16 protein-coding genes and 2 rRNA genes (1 of these 18 cut by a window edge) are annotated in these 19349 nt (G+C 71.5%); 13 read left to right on the plus strand and 5 right to left on the minus strand.

Annotation, left to right across the window (positions count from 1 at the left end; genetic code table 11):
• Window positions 1–227: 227 nt before the first annotated feature.
• Both MQV74_RS20060 and MQV74_RS20065 read right to left on the minus strand, forming a co-directional pair.
• Window positions 228–929 (minus strand): phosphatase PAP2 family protein, encoded by a 702-nt coding sequence (locus MQV74_RS20060; RefSeq protein ID WP_242719614.1) that lies wholly within the window; start codon window positions 927–929, stop codon window positions 228–230.
• A 259-nt stretch (window positions 930–1188) separates the two neighbouring features.
• Window positions 1189–2355, minus strand: a complete 1167-nt coding sequence (locus MQV74_RS20065) for a C40 family peptidase (protein ID WP_278194185.1) — start codon at window positions 2353–2355, stop codon at window positions 1189–1191.
• A 128-nt stretch (window positions 2356–2483) separates the two neighbouring features.
• Here MQV74_RS20065 and MQV74_RS20070 point away from each other — a divergent pair, with 128 nt between their 5' ends.
• From MQV74_RS20070 to MQV74_RS20110, 9 genes are all read left to right on the plus strand, one after another.
• Window positions 2484–2717 (plus strand): DUF397 domain-containing protein, encoded by a 234-nt coding sequence (locus tag MQV74_RS20070; protein ID WP_242719617.1) that lies wholly within the window; start codon window positions 2484–2486, stop codon window positions 2715–2717.
• A gap of 1 nt (window position 2718) precedes the next feature.
• Window positions 2719–3255, plus strand: coding sequence for a GNAT family N-acetyltransferase (locus MQV74_RS20075; RefSeq protein ID WP_242719619.1), 537 nt, complete (start codon window positions 2719–2721; stop codon window positions 3253–3255).
• Window positions 3256–3812: 557 nt separating this feature from the next.
• Window positions 3813–5735: a proline-rich domain-containing protein gene (locus MQV74_RS20080; RefSeq protein ID WP_242729400.1), complete on the plus strand. Its 1923-nt coding sequence runs from the start codon at window positions 3813–3815 to the stop codon at window positions 5733–5735.
• Window positions 5736–6016: 281 nt separating this feature from the next.
• Complete coding sequence (locus MQV74_RS20085; RefSeq protein WP_030689133.1) at window positions 6017–6325, plus strand: hypothetical protein; 309 nt, start codon at window positions 6017–6019, stop codon at window positions 6323–6325.
• 191 nt (window positions 6326–6516) lie between these two features.
• Entirely contained in the window at window positions 6517–7347 is an 831-nt protein-coding gene (locus MQV74_RS20090; protein ID WP_242719621.1) for a hypothetical protein, read from the plus strand.
• A complete protein-coding gene (locus tag MQV74_RS20095; RefSeq protein ID WP_242719623.1) occupies window positions 7337–8668 on the plus strand; it encodes a hypothetical protein in 1332 nt (443 codons plus the stop codon). The genes MQV74_RS20090 and MQV74_RS20095 overlap by 11 nt, the downstream gene beginning before the upstream one ends.
• On the plus strand, window positions 8665–10224 hold the full coding sequence (locus MQV74_RS20100; protein ID WP_242719625.1) for an ECF transporter S component: 1560 nt from the start codon (window positions 8665–8667) through the stop codon (window positions 10222–10224). The genes MQV74_RS20095 and MQV74_RS20100 overlap by 4 nt, the downstream gene beginning before the upstream one ends.
• Before the next feature lie 28 nt (window positions 10225–10252).
• The gene (locus MQV74_RS20105) at window positions 10253–11680 is read left to right on the plus strand and encodes an ATP-binding protein (RefSeq protein ID WP_138960498.1); all 1428 of its coding nucleotides are present in this window, start codon (window positions 10253–10255) and stop codon (window positions 11678–11680) included.
• Window position 11681: 1 nt separating this feature from the next.
• A complete protein-coding gene (locus MQV74_RS20110; protein ID WP_242719627.1) occupies window positions 11682–13196 on the plus strand; it encodes a type IV secretory system conjugative DNA transfer family protein in 1515 nt (504 codons plus the stop codon).
• On the opposite strand, the gene MQV74_RS20115 is transcribed toward MQV74_RS20110, so the two are convergent.
• The gene (locus MQV74_RS20115; protein ID WP_242719629.1) at window positions 13193–13753 is read right to left on the minus strand and encodes a GNAT family N-acetyltransferase; all 561 of its coding nucleotides are present in this window, start codon (window positions 13751–13753) and stop codon (window positions 13193–13195) included. The two genes, MQV74_RS20110 and MQV74_RS20115, sit on opposite strands and share 4 nt — an antisense overlap.
• Window positions 13754–13889: 136 nt before the next feature.
• Between MQV74_RS20115 and MQV74_RS20120 the strand changes: the two genes are divergently transcribed.
• Genes MQV74_RS20120 through MQV74_RS20135 form a run of 4 tightly spaced genes read left to right on the plus strand, consistent with a single transcriptional unit; the run spans window position 13890 to window position 17655 of the window.
• Window positions 13890–14852, plus strand: coding sequence for an ATP-binding cassette domain-containing protein (locus MQV74_RS20120; RefSeq protein ID WP_242719631.1), 963 nt, complete (start codon window positions 13890–13892; stop codon window positions 14850–14852).
• Entirely contained in the window at window positions 14849–15625 is a 777-nt protein-coding gene (locus MQV74_RS20125; RefSeq protein ID WP_242719633.1) for an ABC transporter permease, read from the plus strand. Before MQV74_RS20120 ends, MQV74_RS20125 begins: the two co-directional genes overlap by 4 nt.
• Window positions 15626–15643: 18 nt before the next feature.
• Entirely contained in the window at window positions 15644–16981 is a 1338-nt protein-coding gene (locus tag MQV74_RS20130; RefSeq protein WP_242719635.1) for a sensor histidine kinase, read from the plus strand.
• Entirely contained in the window at window positions 16978–17655 is a 678-nt protein-coding gene (locus tag MQV74_RS20135) for a response regulator (protein ID WP_242719637.1), read from the plus strand. Before MQV74_RS20130 ends, MQV74_RS20135 begins: the two co-directional genes overlap by 4 nt.
• A gap of 97 nt (window positions 17656–17752) precedes the next feature.
• On the opposite strand, the gene rrf is transcribed toward MQV74_RS20135, so the two are convergent.
• Both rrf and MQV74_RS20145 read right to left on the minus strand, forming a co-directional pair.
• Window positions 17753–17869: ribosomal RNA gene (rrf, locus tag MQV74_RS20140) — 5S ribosomal RNA — on the minus strand.
• 86 nt (window positions 17870–17955) lie between these two features.
• Window positions 17956–19349: ribosomal RNA gene (locus MQV74_RS20145) — 23S ribosomal RNA — on the minus strand (it continues 1729 nt past the right edge of the window).

The following is a 19349-nucleotide window of genomic DNA, read 5'->3' on the forward strand; positions in this document are numbered from 1 at the left end:
GGGCCCCGCCCGGGGCCACTCCGACGGCGGGCGCCCCGCACCCGTTCGGCCCCTTCCGGGCCGCCCCCGGGTGGCCCGGCCGACGCGGGACCGCTGGCCTGGGGGCATGACACGTACCCGGATACGCATGGCCGTGGCGGGCGCGCTCTCGGGCGGCACCGGCGTGTGGCTGCTGCGCCGCCGCGGGGGACGGGCGGGGCGCGCCCGGCCCCTGGCGCCGGGCGCCTCTACGCGGCGAGGCCCTTCTCGTCGGATCCCGCGGCCTCCTGCTCCGGCAGGGTGGCGACCGGCCGGGCGCCGCGGTGCGGGGCCCACACCAGACGGGCGGCCCTCCCGGAGCGCCCGATCGCCTTGGTGACGGGCGTGAGCAGCGCCATCGCGAGGGGCGAGAGCAGCAGCGTCACGGCCGTGCCGAGGGCGAAGCCGCCGATCACGTCGGTGGGGTAGTGCACGCCCATGAAGACGCGGCAGAAGCCCTCCAGGGCGGCGAGGGCGATCCCGGCGATGCCGAACTTGCGGTGGGCGACGAAGAGGCCGACGCCGATGGCCATGGCGAGCGTCGCGTGGTCGCTCACGAACGAGTAGTCGTTCTTGCCGTCGACCAGGACTTCCAGGCCCTGGTGGTCCTTGAAGGGGCGCGGGCGCTCCACGAAGTTCCGTATCGGCACGTTCACGAGGACGGCGATGGCGGCGGCGAGCGGGGCCCAGACGACGGCGGCGACGGAGCCGGCCGCGTCGTCGAGCGCGCCGCGCTTGCGGGCGCCCCACCAGCACCAGAGGACGAGCAGCACCAGGGCGACGAGCAGCCCGTACTCGCCGATGAACTCCATGGCGCGGGCGACGAAGCCCGGGGAGTCCTTCGCCAGGCCGTTGATGTCGTAGAGCAGGCTGACGTCGGGGTTCGACCCGGATGTATCGAGTCCAGCCATGATGCCGCGGCCCCTTGTCCTCATCGCTCGCGGGCGCGTCGCCTGACGCGCCCTCCATCAACCCCCGTGGCCAGTGCGTGCTGTACCAGTCAAGGGAACGCACAGTCCCCTTATCTACGTTCCACTCTCCACCGAATGATCACTCAGACGTTATCGAAGAGAGACTCATCGCCGCAGCTCAGGGGGGTGTTTTAGCGGAGCGTTCCAGCCAGCTCGGGCGGCGCGTGCGCCGGGCGTACGCCTCCGCTCCGGCCGCCGGTCAGACGTCCGTGCCCTCCGGCTGCGGTGCGTCCGACGGCACGGAGGGCGCCGTTGAACTCTCTTCCGAGGGCTCTTCGGAGGGCCTGCGGGTGGGCGGGGAACTCGGCTCACCGGCCGGTTCCCGGTCCTTGTCGGGCTTCTCTTCCCGCTCCTCGGGCGACTCACTGGGCACTGCTTTTGCGCCATCTTCGGTCACTCGGGTGGCTCCGAAGTAGTCAGGAGTGTCCACGGGATCGAAGCGGATCTTCGCGCCGGGCCGCGGCGCGTCGATCATGTAGCCGCCGCCCACATAGATACCGACGTGCCGGATGGCCCGCGAGTTGCTCAGGTCGTCGGAGAAGAACACCAGGTCCCCGGGGAGCAGCTCGTCCCGCTTGGGGTGCGGCCCCGCGTTGTACTGGTCGTTGGCCACGCGCGGCAGGGGGATGCCGACGCTGCGGTACGCGGCGAGCGTGAGCCCCGAGCAGTCGAACCGGCCGCCCTGGTCGGCCGTTCCGTTGCCGCCCCAGAGGTACAGGGTGCCGAGCTTCTTCTGCGCGTAGTAGATGGCCCCGGCCGCCTGCCGCGACGGATTCACGCGCCCCACGGGCCTGGCGAAACTCTGCTCCAGAGTCGTGATGATCTTGACGTAGTTCTGCGTCTCGCGGTACGGCGGCACGCCCCCGTACTTGATCACGGCGTACGCGCCCGCGTTGTACGCGGCGAGCATGTTCTTCGTCGGGTCGCCCGGCGCGTCCTTCACGTACTTGGCGAGCTTGCAGTCGTACGACGCGGCCGACGGGATGGCGTCCTTCGGGTCCCACACGTCCCGGTCCCCGTCGCCGTCGCCGTCGATCCCGTGCGTGGCCCAGGTCCCCGGGATGAACTGCGCTATGCCCTGCGCCCTGGCCGGGCTCTTCGCGCTCGGGTTGAACCCGCTCTCCTGGTACAGCTGGGCGGCGAGCAGGGCCGGGTTGATGGCCTTGCACAGATTGCCCCACTTCTGCACGAGCGGCTGGTACGTGGTGGGCACCGCGCCCTTGGCGAGGCCGACGCTGCCCCGCGCCCCGCCGCCCCCGGCGACCGAGCCCGCGGCGACGAAGGTCCCGACGACGAGCAGCCCGATGAACCCCACCGAGCCGCTGAACGCGACGGACGCGAGCAGCCATGTCTTACGCACCGTCAACCACCCCTCGCCCACCGGGAGTCCGCCGGGGTCAGTGTAGATGCGGGACCCCCGCCCGGGGTGGATCATCTTCCGTTCGACGGCGGATACTCGGATCCGCACGCCCGACCCGAAGGAGGCCGCGCCCCGTGACCGACACCCGCCCGGACCTGCCCGCCGACCTGGAGTGGATCCGCGCCGCCCCGGAGGGCGACCGGGGACCCGGCCCCTGGATCGAGTACGCCTTCGGCCCCGACGACGCGGTGTACCTGCGCGAGACGGGCGCCCCGGACCAGGTCGTCACGACGACCCGCGCGAAGTGGGAGGCCTTCGTCCTGGGCGTGCGCGCGGGCGAATTCGACCACTTCGTGGAAGGGCACTGACATGACAGCACGCCAGCGCGGCTCCTCACCGGCGCGGCTGCGCCCGGCCGAGCCCGGCGACCACGCGGCCGTCGTCGCGGCCGTCCGCACCTGGTGGACCGACCGCAGCCCCGCCGAGATGCGGGAACTGTCCCTGCTGCTTCCGAAGTTGTTCCTCCAGTTCTTCGCCCGTACGAGCCTCGTCCGGGAGGACGCCGACGGCGTGCGGGCCTTCCTGATCGGCTTCCACCCGGCCGACCACCCGGGCGAGGCGTACATCCACTTCGTGGGCGTCGATCCGGAGCTGCGCGGCCAGGGCGTGGGCCGCGAGCTGTACGAGACCTTCTTCCGGGGCGCCGCCGCCGCGGGGCGCACCCGGGTGCGGTCGGTGACGTCCCCGACGAACACGCGCTCCATCGCCTTCCACCGCGCCCTCGGCTTCCGCCTCCTGGACGGCGACGACGTGGGCCCTGGCGGCGTCCCCGTGCACAAGGACTACGACGGCCCCGGCCTCGACCGGGTCTGCTTCCTGCGAACGCTGACCGTGACGGACGATTGACGGAGCGCCAACTTTGGCGGACTGTAGGGGGGTTGGGCGCGGGGGAGGCGCCCGGCGCGCTGCGCACCGCGTTCTACGGCTGGGGGGAGCCGACGATGGAACCCAACGACCCCAGAGACAGGCCCGTCCCGCAGGACAGGCCGCCGACGGGGAGCGGACCCACGCCCGAGGACCGTGCTGGGGCGGGACCCGCGCCCGCAGGCGCTGGGGCCACGCCTGAGGGGGCCGCGCCTGCGTCCGGGGCCGCGCCTGAGGGGACTGGGGCCGCGCCCGGGCCCGGGGCCACGCCTGAGGCCGGAGCGCCCGGGGCCGCGCCCGGAGCCGGAGCGCCCGGGGCCGCGCCCAAGGCCGGAGCGTCCGGGGCCGCGCCTGAGGGGACTGGGGCCACGCCCGGGCCCGGAGCCGGAGCACCCGGGCCCGCGCCCGAGGACCGCCCCGGAGACGGGCCGAGGCCTGAAGCCGGGGCCGCGTCCGAGGGCGGATCGGCGGGGCATGGCGGGCCCGCGCCCACGGACAGGGCCACGCCTGAGGGCAACGCCACGCCCGAGGACAAGCCGGTGCCTGGCCGGGAGCCCGCGCCCCAGGGACCCGCGCCCGCGTACGGACCGGCCGCTCAGGGCCCGCCCGTGCCCGGAGGCAGGCCCACGCCCGCAGACGGACCGGCGCCCGACGGGAGACCCGCGCCCCACCCGCCCGCGTCCAGCCCCGCGCACGCGCCCGGGGCGCCCCAGGCCGGACCCGGCCCCACAGGCACCCCTCCCTCCGGCGGCAACCCCCCGGAAGGCTTCGGTCCGCCCCTGCCCGCCGGGCCCCCGCCCACCACACCACCCGGGCCCGCCTACGGCCCACCGCCCCAGGCACCCGCGTACGGCGGCCCCGGCGGCTACGGCGCCCCCGCGTACGGCCCGCCCCCCGGCGGCCCCGCGCCGTCCGCCTACGGCCCGCCGGAGCTCCTGGAACCCCCGGCCGCCGCGCCCGCTCCCCCGCCCGCGCCGCCCGAGCCCCTGCGCCCCGTCGCCGCCGCCCTGCTCAACCTCACCGGACTCGGCCTCGGCTACGCCCTCATCCGCGCCTGGCTGCCCGCCGTCCTGTGCTGGGCGGCGACCGCCGGGCTGCTCCTGATCGCCCTGCCCGCCGACGTGGACGGCGTCCCCGGCGGTCTGCTCGTCGGCTACCTCGCCCTCCTCGTGCTCGCCGCCGCCGACGCGGCCCGCCGCGCCCGCCGCACCGCCCTCGCCCTGCGGCTGCGCGCCCCGCTCGCCGCCGCGCTCGGCGTCGTCCTGCTCGCCGTCCCCGCCGCGAGCGCCTTCGCCTACGAGGCCGCCCGGGACGAGGCCGTCGAGGACATGCTCCTGGAGCGGCTCGCCGACGCCGACCGGCTCGTCGCGGACCAGGACGGACAGGACTTCGCCGGCTCCGAGCGCGCCTACCGCTCCGCCCTGGGCACCTACCGCGACCTCGTCCGCGACCACGGCGACTCCCGCGCCGCCGACCGCGTGCCCGACCGCCTCGACGCGTACTACAAGGCCGTCGCCCGGCCCTACGCCGACGGCCGGTACTGCCAGGCCATCGCGCCCCTCACCTATCTGCGCACCCTGCCCGACCGCATCGGCGAGAACCGCCTGGGCCGCCTCGCCACCTGGCCCGACGACCGGCTCGCGACCTCGCTGTACGAGTGCGGGTCCGCGGCCGTCGACCGGGGCGACGGCACCCACCTCCAGGAGCTCCTGACGACCTTCCCCGACTCCGAAGCCGCCGGGAAGGTCGTCCCCGCCCTCGGCGCGGCCATCGACGACCGCACCGCCGACCTCAAGGGCCCCGACCCCTGCTCCGCCACCGAGAAGCTGACCCGCGTCCGCGCCGTCGCCGCCTCCCTGCCCGGCGGCAAGGGCGGCTCCCTGGCCACCCGGGCCGAGCGCGCCGTCCAGTCCGGCGAGTACGCCTGCGGCGTGGACGAGTTCGAGGACGGCCAGTTCACCGAGGCCGCCAAGCGCATGCGCGACTACGCCGACACGTACAAGAACAGCGGCAAGCGCGAGCGCGCCCGCACCATCGCCATCGCCGCCGAAGTCGCCGCCGAGCGCCCGCAGGCCGGCCGCAAGCTGCCCGCCCAGCGCGGCCCCGGCTCGGGCCAGGAGTTCGTCGTCAAGAACGACGGGGCGAGCGCCGTCGAGGTCCTCTTCACCGGCCCGGCCACCGGCACCGTCAAGCTCGGCGCCTGTGCGGGCTGCACCCCGTACGCCAGCAGGGCCGAGGGCAAGAGCAAGGCCTGCAAGGCGAGCCGGAGCTATCCGCAGAAGACCCTGCGCCTGCCGCCCGGCGAGTACCACTTCCTCTACAAGCGCGGCACCGGCGGCACCGGCCTGGTCCGCGACCACAGCGACGGCACCACGGTCCAGGGCGGCTACCGCTACACCGACTGCACCTACGTCGTCAGCGGCGGCCTCGGCGGCATCGGGGGCCTCTCCCCCCGGACGTGACCCCCGCACCGCCTTCTCCGGCACCTCGCCTGACGGAGGGTCTGAGGGCGTGGCCGGACGTCGTTCTGAGGTGACGTCAGTGGCCACGCCGGACCTTCGTTGCCCGGCGTCACCCCTCGTGATACATAGAGTGACCATACGTTTGAAGTCGCTCAACGAATGACGCCAAGGCTGCACACGCCGGGCGGATTGTCGGCGAGAATGAGCTCCGTCCTCTGCACTCCGGTAGGCAGAGGTGGGCAGAGGCGCAGGAACAACCCACTAGGGGCGGTGAGTTACACATGCTTATGGCAGCCGAGAAGGGCGACATCACCACCATCATCGGTGGGATCGCCCCCGACTGGGGTCCCTTCGGGAGCTTGGGCAACGAAGCACGCGTGATGATCGAGGTCGTGATGGCCGTGGCGATCCTGCTGTGCCTCGGCATCGCGATCTGGGGCGCGGCGAAGCAGCGCATCGGAGCGACGGCACTGCGCGACACGTTCAGCGCGGAGCAGGGAAAGGGCCTGATCATCGCGGGCCTGACCGGTGTCTTCATCATCGGCTCGCTCGGCACCCTTTTCACCATCGTGTACGGCATGGCGGTCTGACCCCCGCCCCGCACACCTTCTCCCCCGTCCCCCTTCTCTCCCCCGTCCGTCGTGCCCACCGGCTGAGGTTGCAACTCCCTGATGTCGAGTCACCACACCGCGCCCGCGCGGGAACCAGCACGGCTACCGTCATATCCGGTGCACCAGGCGGACGTGGTGGTCAAGGATGAGGTTGAGGGGGCGTACGCGGCATGAGCGATGACGATGACCTCTTCGGCGGTACCGGCGAGACGCGCACGCGGCTCCCGGAGCGCGAGGACGGCTACGGCGGCGCCCGCAGATCCGGCCGCCCCGGCGGCCGCTCCTCCTCCCGCAGCCTCGTCACCGTCATCGGCGTGGTCGTCCTCCTCATCGCCGCCATCGCCTTCGCGAACCGCGACGACTCGTCGTCCGACGGCGACGGCGACGGCGCCCACGACAAGGGCGCGCAGACCTCCCCCACGGCCCCCACCGGCGAAAAGCCGGTGAGCGGCAAGAACGGGGGCATCCCAGCGGGGTACGCCAAGACGGAGCAGGGCGCGCAGAGCGCGGCCGCGAACTACGCGGTGGCGCTCGGCTCCGCCGAGATGTTCGACAAGTCGAAGCGGGACGGCATCCTCAAGGCCATCATGGCCCCGTCCAGCGTGGCCAAGTTCAAGGCCGATCTGGACAAGGCCTACAGTGCGGACTTCTTCAAGAACGTGGGGCTCAACGCCAACGGGTCCACACCGAGCGGCTACCAGTTCGTCTCCCGCACGAGCCCCATCGGCACGAAGGTCACGGACTTCGCCGACGGCAGGGCCACCGTGGCCGCCTGGTGCGGCGGCCTCCTCGGCCTCGCGGGCGAGCGGTCCACCAAGCCGGTCACCAACAGCTGGTTCACGATCACCATGAAGCTGGCCTGGATCGACGGCGACTGGAAGATCACCACACACACCCAGAAGGACGGTCCCGCCCCGGTCCCGGGCGACGACCGCGCGTCCGGCTCGGAAGAGATCGCAGACGCCGTGGAAGGGTACGGAGGGTTCACGTATGCGCGGTAGTCGCCCCGTACTGAAGCTGACCGCCGCCCTCGCGGCCATCCAGACAGCGGTGCTCCTCCTCGCGACGCGCGCCGCCGCCGCACCCGACGACGACCCGTGCGCGCTCATCCACGGCCCCGCCAAGAAGTACTGCGAACAGGGCGAAGGCGGTGGAGGCGGCGGCGGAGGCCGTAAGACGCCCGACAACGGGGCGCTGTCCGAGCTCGACCCGCTCAGCTCGCTGGCGCGCGGCTTCGGCGACGCCGCCTCCTGGATCGTCAACAAGCTCACCGAGTACGTGAACGACACCGCCGCCGTGGACTTCACCAACGAGAAGTTCCTCCAGCAGTACGCCGTGGTGTTCGCCGCCTCGACGATCCTCACGCTGATCGTGTGGCTGCTCGCGGTCACCAAGCGGGCCGTGCGCGGCGTACCCCTGCTCACCGCGCTCTCGGAGGCGATCGGCTTCCTCTGGCTGACGGTGCTCGCGTCCGCGTTCACACCGCTGATCCTGTCCACCGTCGTGTCCGCGACGGACGGCGTCTCCGAGGTGCTCGCCAAGTCGGTGGGCGGCGACACCGACCGGTTCTTCGGCACGTTCTCGCAGGCCCTCGACAAGGGCACCGACATCGGCGGCGGCCCGATCATGCTGATCGTCGTGTCCGCCGTGTCGATCGCGGCCGCCGGCATCCTCTGTCTGGAGCTGGTGATCCGCGCCGCGATGCTCTACGTCGGCGCGCTGCTCGGCACCGTCGTGTACTCGGGCCTCGTCGACAAGAACACCTGGGGCCGCATCCGCCGCTGGGCCGGTCTGATGGTCGCGATCATCCTGGTGAAGCCCATCATCGTGATCGTGCTCGGCGTCGCCGGGGCGCTCCAGGGCGAGGACGGCCCCGACTCGCTGTCCGCCGTCGTCTCCGGCCTCTCGGTGATCCTCCTCGCCATCTTCGCCAGCGCCTCCATCTACCGGTTCATCCCCGGCTTCGGCGACGACATCATGGCCACCCGCAACAACCGCCTGATGCGCGGCGCCGAGAACCGCGCCGCCACCGCCCTCAACTCGCCCGCCGCCTGGGTCGCCCAGGGCATCCGCACCCACAGCGCACGCCCCGGCGGCAAGGCGGGCGGCGGCCAGGCCGGCGGTGGCGACACCCCGCCCCAGGCCGCCGCGGCCAACGCCGTCGGCAGCGGCCTGTCCTCGCACGCCCACCGCCAGGCGGGCCCCGCCCAGAACGGCGGCGGAACTGTCCCCTCCGCCGCACCCCCACCCCGCACGAGCCCGTCGAGCACCCCGCACGCGGGCGACCGCGGTACGAACAGCACTGGAGGTGAAGGGCGTTGACGACCCAGTCCCATGTGTCCCCACCGGTCACGCCCCGCCGCACCTATCTGATCGGCCGGGCCCGGCCGAACGCCATCATCGGCCGCAACCGCGAGACCGGCGAGATCGCGCTGATCATCGCCGGCGCGTTCCTCGGCATGATGTGCGGCATCCTCATCCCGTTCCTGGCCCTGCGCATCGTGCTGCTCATGGGCTTCCCGCTGATCGCCATCGCGGCGGTGTACCTCCCGTACAAGGGACGCACGTTCTACAAGTGGTTCGAGATCAACCGGAGCTTCAAGCGGTCGCTGCGGCGCGGCACCACCTACCGGTCCTCGGCCGCCGAGTCGGGCGTCCGGCTCGACGGGCGCGAGGTGGAGATCGGCCCGCCGCCCGGCATCGGCCGCATCAGCTGGCTCGCCGCGCCCTTCGGGCCCGACGAGATCGCCGTCCTGCTGCACGCCGACCGGCGCACCGTCACCGCCGCCATCGAGATCGAGGGCCCCGGCGTCGGCCTGCGCGACAGCGAGGACCAGGAGGCCCTCGTCGACCGGTTCGGCACGCTGCTCAAGCACGTCGCCAACGGCGACGGCTTCGTGACGCGCCTTCAGATGCTGGCCCGCACGCTGCCCGCCGACCCCGACGCGCACGCCAAGGACGTCGCCGCGCGCGGCGACGACCGCGCGCTGCCCTGGCTCCAGCACAGCTACGACGAGCTCCAGTCGATGGTGTCCACCAGCAGCGAGCAGCACCGCGCCTACCTCGTCGCCTGCATGCACTACTCCCGCGACCTGGCCGCCGAGGCACAGGCCATGGCCCGCGCCGCCCGCCCGCACGGCGGCAGGAAGCTCGACCGGGACGCAGGTCTCGCCGTCGTCATGGCCCGCGAGCTCACCGACATCTGCTCGCGGCTCCAGGAGGCCGACATCCGCGTGCGCCAGCCGCTCGGCCAGGGCCGCCTCGCCTCGCTCGTCCACTCCATGTACGACCCGGACCACCCCATCGACCACATCCAGGCGATGACGAAACGTAATGCCTGGCCCGCCGAGCTGGACGCGATGGAGCCCACCTACCTCCAGGCCAAGACCCGCGAGTCGTCCACCCGCGCCCCCTGGTGCCACTCCACGGCCTGGGTCAAGGAGTGGCCGATGACGCCCGTCGGCGTCAACTTCCTCGCGCCGCTGCTCGTCCACACCCCGGACGTGATCCGCACCGTCGCCGTCACCATGGACCTGGAGCCCACCGAGGTCGCCATCGAGCGCATGCTCACGGAGAAGACCAACGACGAGGCGGAGGCCAGCCGCCAGGCCAAGATGAACCGCACCGTCGACCCCCGCGACATCGCCTCGCACTCCCGCCTCGACCAGCGCGGCGAGGACCTGGCGAGCGGCGCCGCGGGCGTCAACCTCGTCGGCTACATCACCGTCTCCTCGCGCTCCCCCGAAGCCCTCGCCCGCGACAAGCGGACGATAAGGGCGTCGGCCGGAAAGTCGTATCTGAAACTGGAGTGGTGCGACCGCGAGCACCACCGGGCCTTCGTGAACACGCTGCCGTTCGCGACCGGCATCCGGCGATGAACCACAACGGTAGGGGTGTGAAGGTGCGATGCGGGATCCGCTGACCGTCCTCACGGACGCGTTCACGTCGTTCCTGTTCGGGAAGGTCGAGACCACCCGCCTCCCGGTGCGCACGTCGACGGGCCAGGCCCAGGCGGTCTATCTGCCGACGGCCGCACCCGGCCTCGGCGACTCCGGCGTGATCATCGGGCGCGAGGTGTACTCCGGCAAGGGCTACATCTACGACCCGTTCCAGCTGTACGGCCAGCAGCTCCCGGCCCCCCACTGGCTGGTCCTCGGCGAGTCCGGCAACGGCAAGTCCGCCCTGGAGAAGACGTACGTCCTGCGCCAGCTGCGGTTCAAGGACCGCCAGGTCGTCGTCCTTGACGCCCAGGGCGAGGACGGCGTCGGCGAGTGGAACCTCATCGCTCAGGAGCTGGGGATAACCCCCATCCGGCTCGACCCGACGGCCGCCCTCGACATGGGCATCCGCCTCAACCCGCTCGACCCGGCGATCACCACGACCGGCCAGCTCGCGCTGCTGCGGACCATCATCGAGGTGGCCATGGGCCACGGCCTCGACGAGCGCTCCGGCTTCGCGCTCAAGGTCGCGCACGCCTACGTCAACGAGACCATCCTCGACCGCCAGCCCGTCCTCACCGACATCGTCGAGCAGCTGCGCCACCCCGAACCGGAGTCCGCCGAGGCCATGAACGTGGCCATAGACGACGTCCGGGCCTGGGGCCTGGACGTGGCCCTGGTCCTCGACCGCCTGGTGGACGGCGACCTGCGCGGCATGTTCGACGGCCCCACGACCGTCGGCATCGACCTCGACGCGCCGCTCATCGTCTTCGACCTCTCCCACATCGACCGCAACTCCATCGCCATGCCCATCCTCATGGCGATCGTCGGCGTGTGGCTGGAGCACACCTGGATCCGCCCCGACCGGAAGAAGCGCATCTTCCTCGTCGAGGAGGCCTGGCACATCATCAACTCGCCCTTCGTGGCCCAGCTGTTCCAGCGCCTGCTGAAGTTCGGCCGCCGCCTCGGCCTGTCCTTCGTCGCGGTCGTCCACCACCTCTCGGACGTCGTCGACGGCGCGGCCGCGAAGGAGGCCGCCGCCATCCTGAAGATGGCGTCCACGCGCACGGTCTACGCCCAGAAGGCGGACGAGGCACGCGCCACGGGCCGCGTCATCGGCCTGCCCCGGTGGGCGGTTGAGATCATCCCCACCCTGACGCCCGGCATCGCGGTCTGGGACGTCAACGGCAATGTCCAGGTGGTCAAACACCTGATCACGGAGACGGAGCGCCCCCTGGTCTTCACCGACCGCGCCATGACGGAGTCCGCGAGCGACCTGCTCGCGACCGACGACGTCCTCGCGGCGGCCGAACGGGAGGCGGAGGAAAGGGCGGCGTACATGGAACAGCAGATGGGCGAGGGCCCCGCGGGATCCTCCCGGTCGACGGTGGCGTGACATGGCACGGGACGGCAACCGGGACCGCCGCCAGGAACAGCCCGGCCGCGAGCGCGGCGTCCCGGACGCCCTGCTCGTGGGCGCCCTGGCCTTCGTGGTCGGCATGGTCCTCCTCATGTGGTCGGCGACCGGCATCGCCGGGTGGTGGGCCCACGGCGAGTGGCCCGACCACGTCACGTTCAACAACACGCCGCCCGCCGTACGCCACCTCGTCCAGCAACCCCACGACGTCGCGGGCGCCTGGCCCGCAACGCCCCAGGACCAGCTCTCCGGCTACGGCCTCTTCTGGGGCTTCCTCATCGGCCAGGTGATGGTCCTCATCGTCCTCACGATCTTCGTGATGGGCACCCTGACCCGCTTCCGCGCCGTCCGCAGGGCAGCCCGCCGCGCGGAGCCCACGCCTCCCCCGCAGCCCGATCCCCCCACTCCGGCCCCGGCCCCCGCCCCCGCTGTGGGCAACTGGTCAGCCCAGAGGGCGGAACGGGTGGGCACAGCCCCCGCCGCCGAGCAACCGCTCAGCGCTGAGGCCGAGCCCAAGCCGGAGCCCACTCCGCCCGCGCTGGCCAAGCGACCCCCCACCGTCCCCACCCCCCGCACCCCCCTGGTCCTCGGCACCCCCGAAACCCGCCGCCCCCTGGCCGCGGAGGCCATCGCGGACGCCGAGTCCGCGACCCTGGTCATCACCTCCGACCCCACCCTGTGGGAGGAGACGAAGGACGCCCGCGCCAAACTGGGCCCCGTCCTCGTCTACGACCCCGCGCACCTCTGTGACACCCCGGCCCGCCTCCACTGGTCCCCCACCACCGGCTGCGAGGACAAGGCCACGGCGACCCACCGCGCCCGCGCCCTGCTCGCCCCCATAAGACCCGCCGCCAAGCTGGACACGGCCGTGGCGGACACCGCCGAGCTCCTGCTGCGCAGCTTCCTGCACGCCGCCGCCGTGGACGGCCGCTCCGTGAAGCACGTCCACCGCTGGGCCCAGGGCACCCAGATCCAGGACGCCGTCCGTGTCCTGCGCACCCACCCCAAGGCCGCCCCGGGCGCCGCGGGCGAGCTGGAGTCCGCGCTCACCGCGTACGCGGAGCGCCGCGACATGGCCCAGGAGCTGACGGCCCGCGCCCTGTCCTGCCTGTTCACGCTGAACGTACGGGAGTCCTGCACGCCCAACCGCGCGGACGCCCTCAGCCTGGAGTCCCTCGTCGACGAGGGCGGCACCCTCTTCGTGGTGGGCGAGGCGATCGAGGACCCCAAGGCGAACCCGGGCGCGATGCCGCTGCTCACGGCGCTCGCCTCCAGCATGGTCGAGCGCGGCCGCCGCCTCGCCGACCGCTCCCCCACGAGGCGGCTCGACCCGCCCCTGACCCTCGTACTCGACGACGTCGCGGCCGTCGCCCCGCTCCCCCAGCTGCCGGAGCTCCTCGCCGCCGGAGCCGACCAGGGCATGCCGACGCTCGCCCTGCTCCGCTCCCGCGAACAGGGCCGCGCCCGCTGGCCCCACGACGAACTGATCGGCTAGCGACCGCGAGCCTGCGCCAGCACCATCTCGTACTCGAGCGCCGAGGGATCCCCGGGCACCGACGCCGACCGGCCGCTGCGCGCGAAGCCGAACCGGCGGTAGAAGGCCTCGGCCCGTTCGTTGTCCTCGTGCACGAAGAGCCGCACCCGCTCGACACCGGCCCCGTCCGCCGCCCGCGCCCACTCCACCGCCGCCTCGAACAGCGCCTCGGTCAGGCCCGTGCCCCGGTGCTCGGGCCGCACGTACACGCCCACCAGATGCGCCTGTCGCACCTCGACACCGGCCCCGAGCACGCTCTGCGCGCCAGGCTCCTCGACGAGCACGGTCACCGACCCCGCCCAGCCGCCGTCCGGCCCCTCCGCGATGAACTGCCGCATCGGCCCGCCCGGCGCCGCGTTCGTGGTCCGGTCCTGCCAGTACTCGTCCGGCTGGGCGACGGCCTTCTCGTACGTCTCCAGGAAGGCGACCGGGGCCGCGGGATCCCGCAGGGCAAGGAGGCGCAGCGCCCTGACCTGTCGCCATTCGTCGCCACGCACGGGGCGTATGAGGTGCTCCATGTCCCGATCCTAGGCAACACCCCAGCTCAAGGCCGCCTGGTTTTCCGCCCGCCGTCGTACCCCGGTACTACGCCCCGCCCGAGCTCAGGACCCCGGTCCGACGCGCCGCGGCCCGCCCCGCCGCGACCATCGACCCATGATTCGCGCACAGGGACTCACCAAACGCTACGGCCGCGGCACCCGCGCCAAGACCGCCGTCGACGACCTCAGCTTCGAGGTCCACCCCGGCACCGTCACCGGCTTCCTCGGCCCGAACGGCGCGGGCAAGTCCACCACCATGCGGATGCTCCTCGGCCTCGACGCCCCGACGAGCGGCCACTGCACCGTCGGCGGCCGCGCCTACGCCACCCACAGCGCGCCCCTCACGGAAGTCGGCGCGCTCCTGGAGGCCCGCTCCCTGCACCCCGGCCGCTCCGCGTACCACCATCTGACGGCCCTCGCCCACACCCACGGAATCCCCCGCTCCCGCGTCGAGCACGTCCTCGCCACCACCGGCCTCACCGACGTCGCGGGCCGCCGCGTGAAGGGCTTCTCCCTCGGCATGGGCCAGCGCCTCGGCATCGCGGCGGCCCTCCTCGGCGACCCCGCGACGCTCGTCCTGGACGAGCCGGTCAACGGCCTCGACCCCGACGGCGTCCTGTGGATCCGCAACCTCCTCAAGGCACAGGCCGCCGAGGGCCGCACGGTCCTCGTCTCCTCGCACCTCATGAGCGAGATGGCCCTGACCGCCGACCACCTGATCATCGTCGGCCGGGGCCGGCTGCTCGCGGACACGACCGTGGAGAAGTTCGTCCGCGAGTCCGGCACCGGCTCCGTGAAGGTGGTGTCCCCCGCGGCGGCCCGCCTCGCCGCGCTCCTCGCGGGCCCCGGCGTCACCATCGACGGCGCCACCACCGGCGCTCCCGATGCCCCCGGCACCCTCGACGTCCGCGGCACCGACGCCGAACACATCGGCCGCACCGCCGCCGCCCACGCCATCCCCCTCTTCGAACTCACCCCGCACACCGCCTCCCTGGAGCAGGCCTTCATGGACCTGACCCACGACTCCGTCGAGTACGTGACTCCGGGCGTCGCCCCCCTGGAAGGAGCCGCGGCATGACCACGACCACCCCCTCCTACCGGGTCACCCCGGCCCGCGTCCTGCGCTCCGAGTGGCACAAGCTGTGGACGCTGCGCACCACCTGGATCACCGTGCTCGCGGCGAGCGCCCTGGTCCTCGCCGTCGGCATCACCATGGGCAGCACGTACGACGGCGACGACTCCGACGTCGACACCATCGTCTTCACACTCTTCGGCACCCAGCTCTCCCAGATCTGCCTCGCCGTCCTCGGCATCCTGGTCACCGCGGGCGAGTACGCGACGGGCATGATCCGCGCCTCCCTGACCGCCGTCCCGCGCCGCCGACCGGTCCTGTGGTCGAAGGCCGCGGTCTTCACGGCGGTGGCGTTCACGCTGTCCTTCGTCACCAACGTCGTCACCTTCCTCACCGCCCAGATCTGGCTCGCGGACACCGACAAGGAGCTGGCGCTCACCGACTCCGGCGTCCTCGGCGCCCTCGCGGGCAACGCGGCGGGCGTCACCCTGCTCAGCCTGATCGCCCTGGGGCTCGGGGCGCTGCTCCGCTCGGTGCCCGGCGGCATCGGCGCGTTCGTCGGCTCCGTGCTCGTCCTGCCGGAGATCTTCTCGACGCTGCCGTTCGGCGGCGTGGACGACGTCGTGCGCTGCTTCCCCGCCCAGGCCGCCTCGTCGCTCGGCTCCCTCACCCGCGTGGACAACACGATCGCCCCCGGCCCCGCCCTGTTCACCCTCGTCCTGTGGGCCCTCGCGGTCCTCACCGCGGCCTCGTACCTCCTCAAGCGCCGCGACGTCTGACCCGCACCGCCCCCACGCATGGAACTCCTGTACGAGGATGAGCTCGTGGCCCACGACCCGCACCCCCTCACCCAGTACGTCCAGCGCCTGGTCCAGCGGGTGCGCGCCGTCGACGAGCGCCGCCCGCTGCTCTGGGACCTCCTGGTCACCGGCTTCTTCGTGACGGCCGCCTGCGTCGACTTCGCCGGCGGTGGCTGGCGCAACGTCGCCCACAACCAGGACGTCCCCGGCCCGCTCGTCCTCGGGACGAGCCTCGGTCTGACGCTGCCGCTGCTGTGGCGGCGCCGCCACCCGATGGCGGTCCTCGCCGTCATGGTGGCGTTCGGCACGGTCAGCGCGGGCACCGGCGCGATGCTCCAGGCCGCCCTCGTCCAGCTCGTCGTCCTGTTCGGCGTCGCGCTGCGGCTGCCCCTGCGAACGCTGGGGTGGGCGGGCGCGCTGATGCTGGTGCCGCTGCTCGTGGGGACCGTCCGCTACCCGAGGGGCAGTTGGGACCAGCAGATCGTGCCGCAGGTGTGGGCGTACGCGATCGTCGCGCTCCTCGGCATCGCCGTCCGCTCACGCCAGGACCACACCCAGGCCCTCGTCGAGCGCGCCCGCAGGCTCGAGGTGGAACGCGACCAGCAGGCCCGGCTCGCCGCGGCCGCCGAACGCACCCGCATCGCCCGCGAGATGCACGACATCATCGGCCACAACCTGTCCGTCATCACGGGTCTCGCCGACGGCGGCAAGTACGCGGCCGCGAAGTCCCCCGAGCACGCCGCGCAGGCCCTCGACGCCATCGGCTCCACCAGCCGCCAGGCCCTCGCCGAGCTGCGCCGGCTCCTGGACGTCCTGCGCGACGACGCCCCGGAGACCGCGGCCCTGGCCCCGCAGCCCGCGCTCGCCGATCTGACGCGCCTCGTCGACGGCGTGCGCTCCGCGGGCCTGCCCGTCCGCACCACGGTCCACGGCCGCCCCGACGCCCTGCCCCAGGGCCAGGAACTCACGGTGTACCGCGTGGTGCAGGAGGCCCTGACGAACACCCTCAAGCACGGCGGCCCGGGGGCGACGGCGGCCGTCCGGATCACGTACGCCGACGACGGGGTGACGGTCACCGTCACGGACACGGGCGCCGCGGCCCGCACGCCAGACGTCCGCGACGGCCGCGGCCTCACCGGCATGCGGGAGCGAACGGCCCTGTACGCGGGCACACTTGAGGCCGGTCCGCGCCCCCGCCCCGCCACCGGCTGGGAGGTCCGCCTCCATCTGCCCCGCACGACGGCTGCCCACGCTGTCTCGTCCGCCTCTTCCTCCTCATCTTCCTCGTCCGCTGTCTCCGCTCTTGTCGCTTCCCCGAAGGAATCCGCTCAGTGACCAGCGTCCTCATAGTCGACGATCAGCCCCTGCAACGCTTCGGCTTCCGCATGCTTCTGGAGAGCCAGGACGACATGACGGTGGCGGGTGAGGGCGGCAGCGGAGCCGATGCGGTCCGCATGGCCGCCGGCATCCGCCCGGACGTCATCCTGATGGACATCCGCATGCCCGACATGGACGGCATCGAGGCCACCCGCCGCATCGTCGCGTCCGGCTCGGCGTCCCGCGTCCTCATCCTCACGACGTTCGACCTGGACGAGTACGCGTACGCGGGGCTGCGCGCGGGGGCCTCGGGCTTCCTCATCAAGGACGCGCTGCCGGAGGAGCTCCTGTCCGGCATCCGCGCGGTGGCGACGGGTGACGCGGTGGTGGCCCCGAGGCTGACCCGGCGCCTCCTCGACGCGTTCGCGGACCAGCTGCCGAGCGGCGGGGCCTCCGGAAGCCGGGCGGATCCGGCCAAGCATCCGCTCCTGGCCTCACTGACCGACCGGGAACTCCAGATCCTCACGGTCATCGGCCAGGGCTGGACGAACACGGAGATCTCCGCGCGGCTGCATCTGGCCGAATCGACGGTGAAGACGCATGTGGGCCGCATCCTCGCGAAGACGGGTGCCCGGGACCGGGTGCAGGCAGTGATCCTGGCGTACGACACGAAATTGGTCCGCCCGACCTGAATGGTCGGCCCGGCCTGAAAGGGCAGCCAGGTAAAGGCCCGGCCCTAAACGCAGAAAACCCCCGTGCCATCCGGCACGGGGGTTTCCCTCAAAATTTGTTCGGCGGCGTCCTACTCTCCCACAGGGTCCCCCCTGCAGTACCATCGGCGCTGTAAGGCTTAGCTTCCGGGTTCGGAATGTAACCGGGCGTTTCCCTCACGCTATGACCACCGAAACACTATGAAACTGTGAACTACCGCACCACACCACAGTGTGGGGTTGTTCGTGGTTTCAGAACCAACACAGTGAACGCGAGCAACTGAGGACAAGCCCTCGGCCTATTAGTACCAGTCAACTCCACCCGTTACCAGGCTTCCATATCTGGCCTATCAACCCAGTCGTCTACTGGGAGCCTTACCCCATCAAGTGGGTGGGAATACTCATCTCGAAGCAGGCTTCCCGCTTAGATGCTTTCAGCGGTTATCCCTCCCGAACGTAGCCAACCAGCCATGCCCTTGGCAGAACAACTGGCACACCAGAGGTTCGTCCGTCCCGGTCCTCTCGTACTAGGGACAGCCCTTCTCAATATTCCTACGCGCACAGCGGATAGGGACCGAACTGTCTCACGACGTTCTAAACCCAGCTCGCGTACCGCTTTAATGGGCGAACAGCCCAACCCTTGGGACCGACTCCAGCCCCAGGATGCGACGAGCCGACATCGAGGTGCCAAACCATCCCGTCGATATGGACTCTTGGGGAAGATCAGCCTGTTATCCCCGGGGTACCTTTTATCCGTTGAGCGACGGCGCTTCCACAAGCCACCGCCGGATCACTAGTCCCGACTTTCGTCCCTGCTCGACCCGTCAGTCTCACAGTCAAGCTCCCTTGTGCACTTACACTCAACACCTGATTACCAACCAGGCTGAGGGAACCTTTGGGCGCCTCCGTTACCCTTTGGGAGGCAACCGCCCCAGTTAAACTACCCATCAGACACTGTCCCTGATCCGGATCACGGACCCAGGTTAGACATCCAGCACGACCAGAGTGGTATTTCAACGGCGACTCCCCCGATACTGGCGTACCGGGTTCACAGTCTCCCACCTATCCTACACAAGCCGAACCGAACACCAATATCAAACTGTAGTAAAGGTCCCGGGGTCTTTCCGTCCTGCTGCGCGAAACGAGCATCTTTACTCGTAGTGCAATTTCACCGGGCCTATGGTTGAGACAGTCGAGAAGTCGTTACGCCATTCGTGCAGGTCGGAACTTACCCGACAAGGAATTTCGCTACCTTAGGATGGTTATAGTTACCACCGCCGTTTACTGGCGCTTAAGTTCTCAGCTTCGCCACCCCGAAGAGTGACTAACCGGTCCCCTTAACGTTCCAGCACCGGGCAGGCGTCAGTCCGTATACATCGCCTTACGGCTTCGCACGGACCTGTGTTTTTAGTAAACAGTCGCTTCTCGCTGGTCTCTGCGGCCACCCCCAGCTCAGGCAGCAAGTGCCATCACCAGGTGTGGCCCCCCTTCTCCCGAAGTTACGGGGGCATTTTGCCGAGTTCCTTAACCATAGTTCACCCGAACGCCTCGGTATTCTCTACCTGACCACCTGAGTCGGTTTAGGGTACGGGCCGCCATGAAACTCGCTAGAGGCTTTTCTCGACAGCATAGGATCATCCACTTCACCACAATCGGCTCGGCATCAGGTCTCACCC

Source organism: Streptomyces sp. AN091965, from assembly GCF_022698285.1.
Taxonomy (GTDB): Bacteria; Actinomycetota; Actinomycetes; order Streptomycetales; family Streptomycetaceae; genus Streptomyces.